Annotated in this window: 16 protein-coding genes; 8 read left to right on the forward strand and 8 right to left on the reverse strand. The window is 67.0% G+C overall.

The genetic code is table 11. From position 1 onward, the window contains the following. Positions 1–96 precede the first annotated feature (96 nt). Complete coding sequence (locus AC5Y2S_RS04755; protein ID WP_499905574.1) at positions 97–981, forward strand: cyclopropane mycolic acid synthase family methyltransferase; 885 nt, start codon at positions 97–99, stop codon at positions 979–981. Positions 982–1,124: 143 nt separating this feature from the next. Further along, positions 1,125–1,643: a hypothetical protein gene (locus AC5Y2S_RS04760; RefSeq protein WP_499954139.1), complete on the forward strand. Its 519-nt coding sequence runs from the start codon at positions 1,125–1,127 to the stop codon at positions 1,641–1,643. Positions 1,644–1,660: 17 nt separating this feature from the next. On the opposite strand, the gene AC5Y2S_RS04765 is transcribed toward AC5Y2S_RS04760, so the two are convergent. Both AC5Y2S_RS04765 and AC5Y2S_RS04770 read right to left on the reverse strand, forming a co-directional pair. Continuing rightward, a complete protein-coding gene (locus AC5Y2S_RS04765) occupies positions 1,661–2,554 on the reverse strand; it encodes an SCO6745 family protein (protein ID WP_499954140.1) in 894 nt (297 codons plus the stop codon). 2 nt (positions 2,555–2,556) lie between these two features. Continuing rightward, positions 2,557–3,132: a hemerythrin domain-containing protein gene (locus AC5Y2S_RS04770; RefSeq protein ID WP_499954141.1), complete on the reverse strand. Its 576-nt coding sequence runs from the start codon at positions 3,130–3,132 to the stop codon at positions 2,557–2,559. A 90-nt stretch (positions 3,133–3,222) separates the two neighbouring features. Between AC5Y2S_RS04770 and AC5Y2S_RS04775 the strand changes: the two genes are divergently transcribed. Next, complete coding sequence (locus AC5Y2S_RS04775) at positions 3,223–3,942, forward strand: NUDIX hydrolase (RefSeq protein WP_499954143.1); 720 nt, start codon at positions 3,223–3,225, stop codon at positions 3,940–3,942. Positions 3,943–4,219: 277 nt separating this feature from the next. Here AC5Y2S_RS04775 and AC5Y2S_RS04780 read toward each other — a convergent pair whose 3' ends face one another. Beyond that, positions 4,220–4,504 (reverse strand): hypothetical protein, encoded by a 285-nt coding sequence (locus tag AC5Y2S_RS04780; RefSeq protein ID WP_499954145.1) that lies wholly within the window; start codon positions 4,502–4,504, stop codon positions 4,220–4,222. A 244-nt stretch (positions 4,505–4,748) separates the two neighbouring features. Here AC5Y2S_RS04780 and AC5Y2S_RS04785 point away from each other — a divergent pair, with 244 nt between their 5' ends. After that, positions 4,749–7,751: an aminotransferase class I/II-fold pyridoxal phosphate-dependent enzyme gene (locus AC5Y2S_RS04785; protein WP_499954147.1), complete on the forward strand. Its 3,003-nt coding sequence runs from the start codon at positions 4,749–4,751 to the stop codon at positions 7,749–7,751. 2 nt (positions 7,752–7,753) lie between these two features. Here AC5Y2S_RS04785 and AC5Y2S_RS04790 read toward each other — a convergent pair whose 3' ends face one another. Then, positions 7,754–8,323: a PadR family transcriptional regulator gene (locus AC5Y2S_RS04790; RefSeq protein WP_499954149.1), complete on the reverse strand. Its 570-nt coding sequence runs from the start codon at positions 8,321–8,323 to the stop codon at positions 7,754–7,756. A 119-nt stretch (positions 8,324–8,442) separates the two neighbouring features. Between AC5Y2S_RS04790 and AC5Y2S_RS04795 the strand changes: the two genes are divergently transcribed. The 3 genes from AC5Y2S_RS04795 to AC5Y2S_RS04805 all read left to right on the forward strand — a co-directional run bounded on the left by AC5Y2S_RS04795 (position 8,443) and on the right by AC5Y2S_RS04805 (position 10,720). Beyond that, the gene (locus AC5Y2S_RS04795; RefSeq protein ID WP_499954151.1) at positions 8,443–8,880 is read left to right on the forward strand and encodes a nuclear transport factor 2 family protein; all 438 of its coding nucleotides are present in this window, start codon (positions 8,443–8,445) and stop codon (positions 8,878–8,880) included. 6 nt (positions 8,881–8,886) lie between these two features. Then, a complete protein-coding gene (locus AC5Y2S_RS04800; RefSeq protein WP_499954153.1) occupies positions 8,887–9,924 on the forward strand; it encodes an LLM class F420-dependent oxidoreductase in 1,038 nt (345 codons plus the stop codon). 169 nt (positions 9,925–10,093) lie between these two features. Continuing rightward, positions 10,094–10,720, forward strand: a complete 627-nt coding sequence (locus tag AC5Y2S_RS04805) for a hypothetical protein (protein WP_499954155.1) — start codon at positions 10,094–10,096, stop codon at positions 10,718–10,720. Between the two features lie 5 nt (positions 10,721–10,725). On the opposite strand, the gene AC5Y2S_RS04810 is transcribed toward AC5Y2S_RS04805, so the two are convergent. After that, positions 10,726–11,922 (reverse strand): MFS transporter, encoded by a 1,197-nt coding sequence (locus tag AC5Y2S_RS04810; RefSeq protein ID WP_499954386.1) that lies wholly within the window; start codon positions 11,920–11,922, stop codon positions 10,726–10,728. 196 nt (positions 11,923–12,118) lie between these two features. Here AC5Y2S_RS04810 and AC5Y2S_RS04815 point away from each other — a divergent pair, with 196 nt between their 5' ends. Next, a complete protein-coding gene (locus AC5Y2S_RS04815) occupies positions 12,119–12,400 on the forward strand; it encodes a hypothetical protein (protein WP_499905590.1) in 282 nt (93 codons plus the stop codon). Positions 12,401–12,485: 85 nt separating this feature from the next. Here the strand turns inward: AC5Y2S_RS04815 and AC5Y2S_RS04820 are convergent, their stop codons facing one another. From AC5Y2S_RS04820 to AC5Y2S_RS04830, 3 genes are read right to left on the reverse strand one after another with little or no spacing between them, the layout of a single operon-like run. Further along, the gene (locus AC5Y2S_RS04820; protein WP_499954157.1) at positions 12,486–13,703 is read right to left on the reverse strand and encodes a GNAT family N-acetyltransferase; all 1,218 of its coding nucleotides are present in this window, start codon (positions 13,701–13,703) and stop codon (positions 12,486–12,488) included. Positions 13,704–13,729: 26 nt separating this feature from the next. Beyond that, on the reverse strand, positions 13,730–14,941 hold the full coding sequence (locus AC5Y2S_RS04825; RefSeq protein WP_499954159.1) for an acyl-CoA dehydrogenase family protein: 1,212 nt from the start codon (positions 14,939–14,941) through the stop codon (positions 13,730–13,732). A 27-nt stretch (positions 14,942–14,968) separates the two neighbouring features. Continuing rightward, positions 14,969–15,580 (reverse strand): TetR/AcrR family transcriptional regulator, encoded by a 612-nt coding sequence (locus AC5Y2S_RS04830; RefSeq protein WP_499954161.1) that lies wholly within the window; start codon positions 15,578–15,580, stop codon positions 14,969–14,971. Positions 15,581–15,608: the final 28 nt, after the last annotated feature.

A 15,608-nucleotide genomic window follows, 5' to 3' on the forward strand; every position in this document is an offset into this window, starting at 1 on the left:
GTCGCCATCCGGGCGGATAGACTGCTACGCCGGAAACTCGAGCGGCTGAGATCACACGCCGCCGGGCCCAATAAATCCATGTCCGGGGGAAGTGCCATGCCTGAAGACCAGACCGAAGCTGCCGGCTTGGAGCCGCACTTCGAGGACGTGCAGGCGCACTACGACCTGTCCGACGAGTTCTTCGAGCTTTTCCTGGACCCGACGCGCACTTACAGCTGCGCATATTTCGAGCGCGATGACATGACCCTCGAAGAGGCGCAGATCGCCAAGGTCGACCTCTCGCTCGGCAAGCTCGGATTGCAGCCGGGCATGACGCTGCTCGACATCGGCTGCGGGTGGGGCACCACGATCGTTCGCGGGCTCGAGCGCTACGACGTCAACGTCGTGGGGCTGACGCTCAGCCGCAATCAGCAGGCGCACGTGCAGCGGCGTCTCGACCAGCACCCCTCCGCGCGGAGCAAGCGCGTGCTGCTGCGGGGCTGGGAGCAGTTCGACGAGAAGGTGGACCGCATCGTGTCGATCGGCGCCTTCGAGCACTTCGGGCGCGACCGCTACAGCGACTTCTTCAAGATGGCCTACGAGGCGCTGCCCTCCGACGGCGTGATGCTGCTGCACACCATCATCAAGCCCAGCGACGAGGAGTTCGCCGAGCGCGGACTGCCCATCACCATGACCAAGATCCGGTTCATGAAATTCATCATGGACGAGATCTTCCCGGGCGGGGACCTGCCACAAGCCAAGGGCGTCGTCGAGCACGCCGAGCGGGCCGGCTTCGCCGTCGAGCGCGTTCAGCAGCTGCGCCTGCATTACGCTCGCACCCTCGACACCTGGGCGACCACGCTCGAGTCGCGCCGCGACGAGGCCATCGCGGTTCAGTCGGAAGAGGTCTACGACCGGTACATGAAGTACCTCACCGGCTGCGCCGACCTGTTCCGCGACGGCTACACCGACGTCGCGCAATTCACCCTTGTCAAGGGCTGACCCCGGCCCTGGCCGGTTTTCGGATCCGGCCGCGCCTTGGCGGCGCGGTTTATCGGCGCACCCCTGCGGGTAACACCACGAGCAACGACCTGATGCGGTAGGGGCCGAGGTTGCTTGGCATAAAACCGCAGGAAGGACCGACCGTGGACGGCAAGCGCAGCGTGACCGAGGTTCCGGAGCAAAGTACGTCAGGCACGGGACGCCGCGCGCTTCGCGGGCTGTCCGGCGTCGCGGCGGCATGTGAGATGGTGTCCGCTTCGGTGCTGTGCGCGGCGAGCTTGGCGGTGCTGCTCGCCTACGTCGAGCCCGACAAGCCGTCGGTTGAGGCGACGCTGGGGCCGCCGCCGGCCGCCCATCCGGTGCGGCAGGAGGGGACCGTCATCGCCACGTCTGCGGACACGGTGACCGCCCGCAGTCCCAACGGCTACACCCAGACCTACCGCGTCACCCCGAACACCACCGTCATTTCCCGCGCCGGCGGCCAACTCGTCACCGGCGCTTCACATTTCGCCATCAACGACCAAGTGGAGATCGTCGGGACGATCGAAGCCGGCACCGTGCTGGCCACCGCCGTCTCCGACCACGGCACGTCCAACGGTGACGGACCGCCGATGGATCACATTGCGGCCCAACCGATCAGCGGCCCGGACGGCAGCACCTGAGCCCGCGGGTCTTCTCGCTATCGATTGCCTAAATGCGCGCCGCCATCGTCTAATTCGTCGCGACGCAGGGCCATCGGGGTCTTGGCGGGGATGTCCCCGCCGGCGATCACCGCGCGGGTGATGCGCGTGAGCGCCCGAAACAACGTTTCCACCTCTTCGTCGCTGAGGGCATCGAGCGCAGACAGGGCCAGCGCGTCGGTCCTCGATTCGATGTGGTCCTTCAATTCCCGACCGGCCGCGGTCACCGTGCCGTCGTCGTTGAGCAATCCACGTTCGACGAGCCGTTGCTCATGGTGGCGCCATGCCGCCTCGTCGTAATCACGGGTGCGGGCGATGTAGTCACGCTCGACTCGACCGGCCGCTGCGTGCAGCACATTGGACTCCCGGCCGGACACACCGGCGGCCGCCAGCGCCGCCACATGCCCGTCGCCGCGCTGCTCACGGAGCAGCGTCGCGGCGTGCCACAGTGCGGCCAGCGGTTCGTCCGGCCACGGCAGCGCCAGGTTCGCGGCGAACAGCGGTCGCCCATCGAGCGGGGCTCCGCGCGCCGCTCTGCCCGCCAACTCGCCTGCCACGGCAACGTTTTCATCCGCTTCGACGCCGTAGCGGCGCAGGGCCGCGACCGCCGATTCCTGGCGGGCGCGTAACGCGGCCTCGGGACCGGCGATGTCCCATGCCGTGGGTAGCGCCTTCGCGACGCGCTCTGGGGCGAAGTTGTAGAAGATCGCGGTCACCACCTCCCACGGCACCATGCCCAGCGGCGCCGATCGGGCGGCGAAGTAACCCATCCAGAAGCCTCGGTAGCCCAGTCCATCCAGCGCCGCCCGCGCCTCGGGCGCGAAGTAGGTCACCGCATGCACCGGCTCGAATCGATCGAAGAAGCGCCGCGCCAGCTCGGGTTCTCTGCGCACTTTCATTTGCCTTTGAGGCTGCCGATACGAAGCGAAAAGTCGGTGCGTTTGGGTGGCGACTCGTCCTCGACCGTCCCGACGTAGATTTCGGGGTCGCGGTCGACGATCCGCAATCCCTCGGTGGTCGGATGCTCGGCCATGAAGTCGCTGTACTGCCGCCCGAGCGCGTCGCGCAGGCCGATCGGGGCGTTGCGGCGGAAGTCCGGCAATCCGTCCCGTTCCTCTTCGCCCATGTGGTCGTCGTTGGCCGACCGGGTGCGGCCGACCGCCGCCCACCACTGTTCCGTCCCGATTTGAGCCGCGTCGGCGTCGCGCACTCCGTCGCGAATGTCGTTGTGATCGCCGATGGCGTCGAGCGTCTCGCCTTCGGGGTCATGGGTGCCGCGTTTCAACAGCTGTGGGTAGAAGATCTTCTCCTCGATATAGGCGTGCACGTCGAGCTTGTCGGCGAGCGGGCGCCACACCCGCTCGAGCGCCGCGTTGTTGACCGGTGCCTGCAGCCGCAGCGCGTCCAGCCTGGCGAACTGCTGACGGAACCACTCATGATCGGCGACGATCAACTCGGTGATATCAGCCATCTGACTCCTCGCCTTCACCCGCTAAGCCCTGCGAGTCATCGTGTTCCATGCCGAACCATAGATCAACCGGCCGCTGCTTAGGCTCGAGCAGTGACGATCTCCTATGACGAAGCCCTGCGCGAGCGGATCCGCTCACACTTGGCCGCCCATGACCGGCGCACGGTCACCGACCCGACGAAGCGGCACGCGGCCGTCGCGGTGGTCTTGGTCAACTCGGAGGCCGGGGAGGACAGGGTAGATCCGGCGCCGCTGGACGACTGGATCGCCGCGGGCCCGGCTCTGGAGACCGACCTCGACGGACGCATGGTCGACGTGTCCGGGGGTGCCGCTTTCCTGCTGTGCCGCAGGGCATCTCGCCTCAGTTCTCATGCCGCGCAGTGGGCGCTGCCCGGTGGCCGGGTCGACCCGGGTGAAACGGCCGTCGATGCGGCGTTGCGGGAATTGCGCGAGGAGGTTGGCATCGAGCTGCGCGAATCGGCCGTGGTGGGTTTACTCGACGACTACCCGACTCGGTCGGGCTACGTGATCACCCCGGTGGTGATCTGGGGAGGGGGACGACTCGACCCCCGGCCGGCGCCCGACGAGGTGCTGGCGGTGTACCGGGTGGGCCTGCACCAACTGCAGCGTGACGATTCGCCCCGGTTCATCAGCATTCCCGAGAGCCCGCGACCGGTCGTGCAAATTCCGTTGGGGAACGACCTGATTCACGCGCCGACCGGCGCCGTGCTGCTGCAGCTGCGGTGGCTGGGCCTGGAAGGTCGCGACGACCCGGTCGACGAGTTGGAACAGCCGGTGTTCGCCTGGAAATAGGCGCCAGCGCCTTGTGCCAGCTAGCCGGTGATTCGGTCGATTCCCGAATGGGTATGTCCCTCTGAGGTTGTGGGGCGAGTGCGGGGGTGACGATTCTGATGGCGGTGGAACGTGGACGTGCGCGATGCCCGCGGTGCGCGGCGTGGGCCGAGTACCAATTTCTTGAGCTCGCCGACAACAAGCTCGAGTACGAGGTGCGATGCGCCGCCTGCGGTCACCTCCACTCCGAGGTGACGCTCGTGTGCACGGCCGCCACGGCGGCTGCCTAACGGTTCGGTCAGCCGTCCGAGTGCGGTGTCGGACTTTGGCCCGATTCCCATTTCGCCGCGAGGGACCTCTTGACCGGCGTGCCGGGCGCGAGGTCGATCTCGAACGTTTCGCCGGCGCCCTCGAGCGTGACGAGATGGCGGCCGTCGGCGAAGTCTTTGAACACCACCTTGTACGGCTGTTCGCCGGCGCCGCGGTCGACGCCGATGACGTCGCCGGGCGTGACGTCCTCGATTCGGTCGTTACCGGTAGCTTCAGACGCTGCGTCGTCGAAGCCGGCCTCCCCCGTGGCCATTGCGCGCCTCCTCAGGTCGTCTGAATTGACGCCTGAGGCCTACCCGTTGGGCCGCGCGCCTAAAACAGATGGCGGAGTCGGTAGACGTGCGTGGTCGAAAAGTCCGTAACCGTTGTCTCCGGGTGCTGTCACTCGACGGACGCGCAGTGTTTGCCTGCAGGCAACCGGCGGGCGGGCTCGGTCTGCAAACCTTGACCGACGCTCCGGGACGGAGAAGTCGCCATACCTCTTGAGAAGGGCGACCATGACGGAACACTTGCGCGCTTACAACAGTCTCTGGCAGGTCCGCAGCGACTCGTGGTGCCGATTGGAGGAGGCCGCCGATCGGCTCACCCGCCCGACTACCGAGGGCGCGCTCAAGACGAAGTGCATCAACACCTGCCAGGAATTGCTCACGCGGCTAAGCACTCTCGAGCCCTACTGGGCTTATCCCGGGTCGCCGCAATTCGCGCGAGTGCAAAGGCTTTTCGCGGCGGGCAGCTATGACAAGTTCGCGCAGGCACTGGTGCAGATCAACCGCGCGCTGACCACGGAGTCGTACCGCACGGGCGATGTGGAGAACGCCGGAACCGACGACCTCGACATGTTCCCGTCCGATCCGCGCCAGCTCGTCGAACATCAGCCGGCGAGCCAGCGCGACCGTCCCTATTTCGAGGTGCTCGTCGTCGAGAAGATGACAGAGGACCAGGAACGGGCGCTGCGCAACGAGGTCCGCAAATGGCGGCGCCCCGATGACGAATTCGTCTACGAACTGGTGGTCGTGTCCAGCGGAGACGAGGCGCTCATCGCGGCCCGGCTGAACGTCAACCTGCAGGCGGTGGTGATCCGGCGGCGCTTCTCACACCAGTCAACCCGGGACCTGTCGGCCCTGGCGGAGTTCGTCGACACCGGAGTGTCGCACGAGCTGGCGGATCACCAGTCACCCGAGGAACGCGCGCAGATCCTCGCGGTGTCCCTGGCGAAGTTGCGGCCCGAGCTCGACCTGTACCTCATGACCGAGATAGAGGTGGAGGACATCGCGGGCCGGCTGGGCCAGTACTTCCGCCGGGTGTTTCACGCTCGGGAAGGCATGCTCGAGCTGCACCTGTCGATCCTGCAGGGGGTGGCGGCGCGCTACCGCACCCCGTTCTTCAGCGCGCTCAAGCAGTACAGCCACCGGCCCACGGGTGTCTTTCACGCCCTGCCGATTTCGCAGGGCAAGTCGATCGTCAACTCGCACTGGATCAGGGACATGGTGGGCTTTTACGGCCTGGACGTGTTCATGGCCGAGACCTCGGCTACGTGTGGCGGTCTGGACTCGCTGCTCGAGCCGACCGGCCCGCTGCGCGAGTCCCAGCAGCTCGCGGCGCAGGCGTACGGGTCGCGCCACACCTACTTCGTCACCAACGGAACCTCGACGGCGAACAAGATCGTCACGCAGGCGTTGGTGGCGCCCGGCGACATCGTGCTGCTGGACCGCAACTGCCACCAGTCCCATCACTACGGGATGATGCTTGCCGGCGCGAATGTCGTTTACCTCGAGGCTTATCCGCTCAACGACTACTCGATGTACGGCGCGGTTCCGCTGCGCGAGATCAAGTCGAAACTGCTGGCCCTGAAGCGCGCCGGCAAGCTCGACCGGGTCAAGATGATGTCGCTGACGAACTGCACCTTCGACGGGATCGTCTACGACGTCGAGCGGGTCATGGAGGAGTGCCTGGCCATCAAGTCCGACCTCGTATTCCTATGGGACGAGGCATGGTTCGCGTTCGCCCGGTTCCACCCCGTGTATCGGACGCGCACCGCCATGGCGGCGGCGCGGGCGCTGCGGGAGCGGCTGGCCGACCCCGACTATAAGCGCCGCTTCGAGGAGTCCCTGGCGACGGACGCGCCCAGCGACGACGACCTGCTGGAGCGCCGCCTCATTCCGGACCCGGCGCGGGCCCGGGTGCGGGTGTACGCCACCCAATCGACGCACAAGACGCTGACCGCGCTGCGACAGGGATCGATGATCCACGTCTTCGACCAGGACTATGACCAGAAGGTGGCGGAGCCGTTCCACGAGGCCTACATGGCGCACACCTCCACCTCGCCCAACTACCAGATCCTCGCGTCGCTGGATCTCGGCCGCCGGCAGGTGGCGCTGGAAGGTGTGGAACTGGTGCAGCGGCAGATCGAAAACGCGATGCAGCTGCGCGACGCGATCGACAACCACCCCCTGCTCAGCAAGTACATGCGGTGCTTGCGGACCTCCGATTTGATCCCCGAGGACTTCCGGCCGTCGGCCATCGCCCAGCCCCTGCGTTCCGGCTTGCGCAACATGATGGCCGCCTGGGATCAGGACGAGTTCGTCCTCGATCCGTCGCGGATCACATTGTTCATCGGCCCCACCGGATACGACGGAGACACCTTCAAGCGCCAGCAGCTGATGGACCGCTACGGGATCCAGATCAACAAGACGTCGCGCAACAGCGTGCTGTTCATGACCAATATCGGCACCACGCGCAGCTCGGTGGCGTTCCTGGTGGAAGTGCTCGTCAACATCGCCCGCGAGTTGGACCAGGACATCTCCGAGATGAGCCTCGGCGAGCGCGAGCACTTCGCGAAGGCCGTCTATCGGCTCACCGAAATGTCTTTGCCGCTGCCCGATTTCAGCGGATTCCACCCGGCGTTTCTGGACCACAGCGGCAGCGAGCCGACACCGGAAGGCGATGTCCGCCGGGCGTTCTATCTCTCCTACGACGACACCAACTGCGAATACCTCAGCGGCGAGCAGATCGACGAACGCTTGGACGCGGGAGTCGGCATCGTGTCGGCGACCTACGTGACGCCGTACCCGCCAGGGTTTCCGGTCCTGGTGCCCGGCCAGGTCTTCAGCCGGGAGATCCTGCAGTTCATGCGCGATCTCGACACCCCCGAAATCCATGGCTACCTACCGAACTTCGGCTATCGCGTCTACACCGAGAAGGCCATCGAAATGGTCAGCGAGTCCGTCGGGCTGGCGCACAACGGTCACCGGCCTTCCCGTCGGAAGGCCGCGCCGGCGCCGTCGAAACCGCCGAAAAAGAAGTCGGCCAAGCACGGGGGGCCCAACGGCGACGGGAACGTTCCCGAGGTAGGGCTCGAGGAGCTGGTCGGTGCGCAGCAGCCCGGCGACGCGCTAACCGCGGGCCCGCCGCCGGCCGAGGGCAATGTCCCAGAGGTCGGTGTGGACGAACTTGTCGGTGCGCAGCAGCCCGGCGACACCGTGCAGGCTGAGAACGGCTAGCCTCATCGGTCGGATGCGGCGGGTAGGCGCCGTTCGATGATCGCCACGGCGCGTTCGCCCCAGCGAATGTTCTCCTGTTCGAACGAGATTCCACGCAGCAACGTCAGGTAGGGGCCCACCCGTTCCGCCTGGGCCAGGTATTCGGCCTCGCTGCGGCCGTCGAGCATGCGGGCCCGCGTCCGTTCGTAGCGTTGCAATTTGGTCTTTGCCCATTGCACACGTTGCACCATGAAGTCGCGGACGGCCTGCGCGTCGCCGGCGTCGACGGCCATGACCTTGACCGCGAGCTCGTCGCGGATCGCGGAAGGCTTGGGCGCCCGCGCGGTGAACTGCCGGATTGCTTCGTGGCCCGCCTCGGTCAGGGAGAACATGCGCTTGTTGGGCCGCCGATCTTGCTGCACGACGCGTGCCTGGATGAGCCCCTGCTCGGCGAGCCGGTCGAGTTCTCGATACAGCTGCTGCGGGGTGGCCATCCAGAAGTTGGCCACCGAGGCGTCGAAGCCCTTGGCCAGGTCGTACCCGGAGGCCTCGCCCTCGAGGAGCGCGGCCAACACCGCATCGCGCAGGGACACGCCTGACAGTGTAACGATGCGAATAATCAACAAAGTGACTAATCGCACATCGACAGACAGCCCGGCAGGCCCTAGCGTCGAGCAGGCCTATTCAACAAATTGACTATCCGAGGTGCCGCGTGAATTCAAAGCATCCCTTTCGTAAGGCGGTCGAGGAGCGCGACGAGGCGGCCATTCAGGCGATGCTGGCCGACACCGTGGTGTTCACCAGCCCGGTGGCGTTCAAGCCCTACGTCGGCAAGCCCATAACGGCGGCGATTCTGCGCGGTGTGCTGCGGATCTTCGAGGACTTCCACTATGTTCGTGAAATCGCCGACGGCAACGGGCGCGACCACGCGCTCGTGTTCGAGACCGGGATTGCCGGGGTGCCGGGCGTGAAGGTCACCGGTTGCGACTTCCTCCACTTCAACGAAGACGGGCTGATCGACGAGTTCATGGTGATGGTGCGGCCGCTGTCGGGAGCGAAGGCCCTGTCCGAGGCGATGGGCGCGCAGTTCGATCGGATCCAGCAAGAGGCCGTCGAACTGGCCAACCAGTTCGCGACGGCGCAGGGGTAGCGGATCGTGCGGATCGGATTGGGGATCAACTACGCCGGCGGGTTCAAGGAGGTCGCCGCGGAAGTGGCCGACCTGGAGCGCGCAGGACTGGACATTGTCTTTGTCCCCGAAGCGTATTCGTTCGACGCGGTCAGCGCGCTGGGCTATCTGGCGGCCAGCACCGAACGGGTTGAGCTGGCGTCGGGGATCCTGCAGCTCTACACGCGGACGCCCACGCTGACCGCGATGACCGCGGCGGGCCTCGACTACGTCTCGGACGGCCGGTTCACGCTGGGGCTGGGCGCCTCCGGCCCTCAGGTCATCGAGGGTTTCCACGGTGTGCCATACGACGCCCCGATTGCGCGCACCCGCGAAGTCATCGAGATCTGTCGCCAGGTGTGGCGGCGCGAGACCCTGCAACACAGCGGCAAGTACTACACGATCCCGCTGCCCCACGGGCAGGGTAGCGGATTAGGGAAGCCGCTGAAGCTCATCAACAAGCCTGTCCGAGAGCGCATCCCGATCCTGGTCGCCGCGCTGGGACCCAAGAACGTCGAGCTGGCCGCCGAAATCGCCGAGGGCTGGCAACCGATTTTTTATCTGCCCGAGAAGGCGCGCGACGTGTGGGGAGAGGCGCTGGCCGCCGGCCAGGCCAAGCGCGACCCGTCGTTGGGTCAACTCGACGTGTACGCCGGACCGGCCCTGGCCATCGGCGAAAACGTCGAGCCACTGCGCGAATTCGTCAAACCGCACCTGGCGCTCTACATCGGGGGGATGGGCGCCAAGGGCAAGAACTTCTATCACACCCTCGCCACCAAGTACGGTTACGGCCCCCAAGCGGACCGGATCCAAGAGCTCTACCTGGCCGGCGACAAGGACGCCGCGGCGAAGGTGGTGCCCGACGACCTCGTGCGGGACGTCAACTTGATCGGTACGCGCGAGTTCGTCAAGGAACGCCTCGCGGCGTTCCGTGAGGCGGGCGTAACCACGCTGAACGTCGCGCCGATGGCGGGCACACCCCGGGAGCGGATCCAGCTGATCGAGACGCTGCGCGGACTGCTCTAACCGCAAACGCTCGTCACGTCGCGACCTGCCAGGGCTTCGCTTGCCATAGCATGTGTCCTATCGCGTCGGCGAAGCGCAGGGAGCGAGCAAAATGGACCTCGACCGAATCACCCACCCGCTGAGGTTGGCCAGAGGATCGCATTGGCCCGGATCGGGCAAAGGCTGTGCAATGAACGTGATTTCATACATCAACGGCGACGAGCGGATCACCGACTTCCCGGCGACCTCGGCCCGGCCACTGGCCGCCTTCGTCCAGTCGTGCAACGACCTGCTTGCCGGGCCCGACGGCTATCTGTCGCCCGACGACAGCCTGCTGGTGCTCGAGTTGGGGTGGCTGACGGTCGGCACCGCCGACGTCGCCGACACGGTCGTGCACCCGTGGGTGGCCAAGCTGTTGGTCAGCCCCCCGTGGGGCGTGATTCGATACGCCGGCGACGCGGCGGCCAGCGCCATCACCGACATCGCCGAACTGCATCGCCGGCTCGCCCCGGGCGCGATGCCGCCGATCGCCGAATGGGACGGCGCCGCCCGTGCCGCGCGCGCGGTAACTACCACGCCCGTGACCGCCGAGAGGTATGCGGTGCGGGCCGCCTGTCAGTCCATAGCGTTCGTTGAGGCCGACGACTGGGACACGCTGGATGCCGTGGCCGGCAATGCGCTCAAGGCGCACAGACTGGCGAACGCGGACGGTGGAGCCGCCCGCATCGTGGAGGTCACCCGCAACGCAATTCGTTCGTGGCGGCGGTTAGCCGGGTTGAGCGTTGTCGACGCGCGACCCAAAGTCGTTGCGGCGTAATTGAATCAACCCTGGCGATGGCGATCCCGTCGCAGCCGCACCGCGCGACTCACCGCCGTCGCCAACGCCAACGCCGACATGACGGCCAGGATCGTCGCCGAGACCGCGGACCCGGCGGTGGCCAATACCAGTGGCAGGCCGAAGCCGACGTACGTCAGCACGTAGAAGACGCCGACCAACGCGCCGCGCAGTCGCTGGGGCGCCGCGGCTTCCAGATCGATCAAGCCCTCGCGCAAGCACAGGCCGGACGCGCATCCCAGGATCAGGAACAGCGGCAGGCCCAGCGCCACCGACATGGTGGGCGGGGCCACCGCGGTCGCCGCGTAGCCGAGCGCGGCCAGCACCGCGCCGGCGGTGCCGGCGTGTGGTCCCCAGCGAAGCGCGCGGGCCAGAATCTGGATGAGCCCGCTGACGCCGTTGACTATCAGCGTGGCGGTTCCCGCGGCCATCGGAGCCGCGAGCCCGGTGTGCACGCGGCTGGGAATGGTGATGAATCCCAAAGTCGCCGAGGCGAACACCCATGGCGCGAGCGGCATGGCCCAACTCAGTGCCCACGCGGTTCCCCGCCGCGCCCCCACCGGCGGCTCCCAGCGTTGCCAGGTCGCCCGCGCCGTCTCGTCACCGCTCCGCACCGCCAAGACCGAAAGAATCATCGCCGCTACGACAAGGGCGGCGGCGAGACCGAACGACACCCGGACGCCGAGTTGGCCGGCCCGCGCGATCAAGCCCGCAGCGAATGGGCCGACCGCGAACCCGGCGAGCAACACCGCACCAGCCGCGGCCGCACCGGCGGGACCCCTCAGATCGGAGGCCCATGCGGTGCAGGAGCTCATCAAGAGGCCGACACCGAGGCCGACGACGAACCGTCCCGCCAGCAAGACGTCGGGCTGCTGCGAGACCAGCATCGCCAACGTGCCCACCAGAGCGGTCGTGGAGCCCGCCAGCGCCACCGATTGGCGCCCGAGCGCATCCGAGGCGCGCCCGCCGAAAAGCAGTCCGGGCAACAGTCCCAGCGCGTAGATCCCGAATATGGCGTCCAGGCGGGCGGTGCCGAGGTGTTGACGGTCGCTGATCGACGGCATCAACGCGACGAAGTGGTTGGCGACCCATCCCGTCGACAACAACAGCGCCAGCACGCTGGCGAACACCGCCCGATTCCCGCCGGCTTCCACCTTGGTCGGCGTCGGTTGCGTCCCGCGCATGATGCCGGTCGACGCATTCGACATGACTGTTGCCCTCCCCGGGGTCTGTGCGCGGACGCCAATAAGACGCAGCGGCCTGAGCAGGTATTCCCGCTTCGGCACAAGCAAACACACGGCCCCTCAGCGCAAATCGCAGCGAGGTTTGAAACCGGTCGGTTTGGTGAACAGACAGCACAACGCGGATCAAGGAGGGCAAATGATCAAGCAAACCGCAGCGGCCGCGATCGCGTTGGCCGCGCTGCTGTCCGGCGCGTGTTCGGCCTCGCAGATCGTCAACACGGGTGGCGACACGAAGTGCAAGGACTTCACCGGGCAGGACGAAAAGAAGCAGAGCGACGAAGTCAGCAAGATGCTCAAGGACAAGAACGGGACTGATCCGACCAATGCCGAGATCACCGCGACCCGGCTCTCCGCGCTGACCTACTGCCAAACCCTCGGCAAGCCGGACACGAAGATCTCCGAGGCGCCACACGGCTGACGTCACGGCGGCGCAACTAGCCTTCGGGGCGTAATTTAGTGCGCTGCCGTCGATTTCGACGAAGAGCGCGTAAGGACGATCATCGCTAGAAGTAGAACCCTGCGTACGGTGCGTCCGGTACCGCGAACAGCCGATCGGCGCGGCCGAGCGTCGCCGGATCGTCGGCGCGGGCCAGCCCGGCGACGGCCAGGCCGTGCCAGGTCGCGCCGCCGAGTAGCGCCGCACCCAGCGCTTCGACGCCGGCGTGCAGCTGGGCGGGCCGGTCCGTCGGTTCGGCGCCGTCCGCGCTGACGGTGAACCTGGCCGTATTGTCCGGCAGGAGCGGGTCGTCGATCGCGATGGTCACCGCCCCGTCCCCGGCGTATCCCCGTGCCGCCAACGCCTTTCGCGCGTCGACGACGCGCAACCACGTTTCGTCGTGCACCGCGCTCACCCGCGCGGCCCGCCGATCGACGAGCAGCCAGGGCAGCGGATCGTCGACGGGCAGCATCCAGAACACCACGCGGTCAATGAGATCGAGCCCGAGCAGGAATCGCAGCAGCCCGACGTAGGCCTGGATGGTGGGCGCGAAGAAGTCCTCGACCGCGATGGTGCGTTGGTCGCTGACGAACCAATTCTCGGTGTCGATGGGGCGGTAGCGAGCGAACCCGGACTCGGACCCCGGTGCACCGTGCACCGCGACATACGCCGGTCCCTGTGATGACTCGGCACGCATCCGCACGCCCCGCCACCACACTTGCGGGCGGTCGATGGTTCCCGGGCGGGACGGACGGTTCTCGGCGTAGATCCGGGGCAGGACGTCCCAGGCTTCGCCCAGCTCCAGCAGTCGCACCGGACCGCCGGCGCCGACGTCCGGACGCAGGGCCGCCCGCGCGGTCTGGACCTCCACGGTCTGCGCTGAACTCGCCACACCGTAGCCGTACCGCTCGTAGATGGTCGCCTCTGAGGCGCGCAGTGTCGCGACCGTCTCACCCCGCTCGGCGATGTCGCGCAACTGATGGCGCATCAGGTCCGTCGCGATGCCCTGTCGCGTGAACGACGGCAGCACCCCGATGTGGGTCACGGCGGCATGGCCCACGATCGCCCCGCCGGGAAGCGTCAGCCCGCTCGTCACCGCGTCGGCGGTGCCGACGAGTTGCCCTCCGACGAAAGCGCCGATCGTGCGCCCCGGATCGAGCAGCTCGGTGATCTGGCCGGGGGCCAGATTAGCCAGCGGGGGAAACCCGACCATGGCGGCGCGAAACACGTTGATCGCGGCGACGAGATCGTCCTCGCCGTCGAGGACACGGATGTCGGTGGTCATCCCGACATCATGTCCCAGCCGCCGGGCTATCGAATCTGCAGCCCGGTCAGCGCCCGCGAGATGACCAGGCGCTGAATCTCGCTCGTTCCCTCGAAGATGGTGAAGATCTTGGCGTCGCGGTGCATCCGCTCGACGGGGTAGTCGCGGGTGTAGCCGTTGCCACCCAGGATCTGGATGGCCTCGTCGGTGACGTAGACCGCGGTCTCGCTGGCGACCAGCTTGGCCATGGAGCCCTCCGCCGAGTCGAAGCTCTGGTTGTTGCGTGCCATCCAGCCGGCCCGCCACACCAGCATCCGCGCCGCGTCGATGCGGCTCTTCATGTCCGCCAGCTTGAACGCGATCGCCTGGAACTCGCCGATCTTGTGACCGAATTGCTCGCGCTGGCAGGCGTATTCGAGGGCGTATTCATACGCGGCCCGGGCCACCCCGACGGCCATCGCGCCGACCGTGGGCCGGGTGCGCTCGAAGGTCTTCATCGCGGCCTGCCCGCGCGACGAGGCCCCGGCCTTGACCCGGGCGATGCGCTCCTCGAACTTCTCCCGTCCGCCGAGAATCGTGTCCTCGGGCAGCCGGACGTTGTCCAGCACCACCTCGGCGGTGTGCGACGCACGGATCCCGTGCTTCTTGAACTTCTGGCCCTGCGTCAGGCCGTGGGTGTCCGGCGGGATGACGAAGGTGGCCTGGCCGCGGGTGCCGAGCTCGGGATAGACCGAGGCCACCACGATGTGCACGTTGGCGATGCCCCCGTTGGTCGCCCATGTCTTGGTGCCGTTGAGGACCCATTCGCCGGCCGGCTCATCGTAGCGTGCGCGGGTGCGGATGGCGCCGACGTCGGATCCCGCGTCGGGCTCCGAGGAACAGAACGCGCCGAGTTTGGGCTCCTCGGGCGTACCGAACATCTCGGGAAGCCAGCGGCCCAGCTGTTCGGGAGTTCCGTTGCCCGCCAACGCCGCCGCGGCCAAGCCGGTACCCAGGATGGACAGCGCGATGCCGGCGTCACCCCAAAACATCTCCTCGAACGTGGTGAGAAAGCCCAGGCCCGTCGGCTCGGCCGCCTGCTGTGCGAAGAAGTCCGGGGAGTACAGTCCGACCTTCGCGGCCTCCTGGATCACGGGCCACGGGGTTTCCTCCCGCTCGTCCCATTCCGACGCGGCGGGGCGGATCACTTCGGCCGCAAACTTGTGCACCCAATCGCGCACCTCGATCACGTCGTCGCTCAATTGCAGTGAGAATGTCACGGGTTTGCTCCTGAAATAGGTTGGTGGTCAGTCGTTCTTGGGCCTGCGATATTGCTTGAGGACGCTGAGCGTCTGGTCCACCCACGCCTCGATGTAGCGGTCTTCGGCGATATTGCCCGGCAGGCGTCCGGTCAGCGCCTGCAGCGTCGCGGCGTAGGACAACGCCCCGATCGCCACGGCCGCTGTCGCCGCGGGATCGGGTATCTCGTTGCGGCCGGCGCGATTCAACGCGGCAAGTTCGTCGGTGAACCGCTGATAGGCGTTGTCGGTGATGACTTGCCAGGTCTTCTCGTCGAGATCGCCGAGCGCGTCGGGCTCGCGAAGCATGACCTTGAGTAGGTCCTCGCTCTGTTTGAGGTTGCTCCAGATCAGCTGGCCCGCGGTGCGCACCGCCTGTTCCACACTGGCCGGCTCTCCGGCGTCGTACTGCTCCCGGGCGGCCACGATGCTGTCGATCCGGTGCGCTACGGCGGCCTCCAGCAGCTCGCGCTTGGAGCCGAAGTGCTTGTAGAGCGCGCCCGACCCCGGCGCCAGGCCCGACGCCCGCTGGATGTCGGCGACCGACGTCGCGGCGTAGCCCTTGTCGGCAAACAGCCTCAGCGCTTCGCCCAACAGCCGGTCACGTCCGGAAGGTTGCACGGTGAGAGAGTACTCACTCACCGCGGGC

It is taken from the genome of Mycobacterium sp. NGS69 (genome assembly GCF_059812165.1).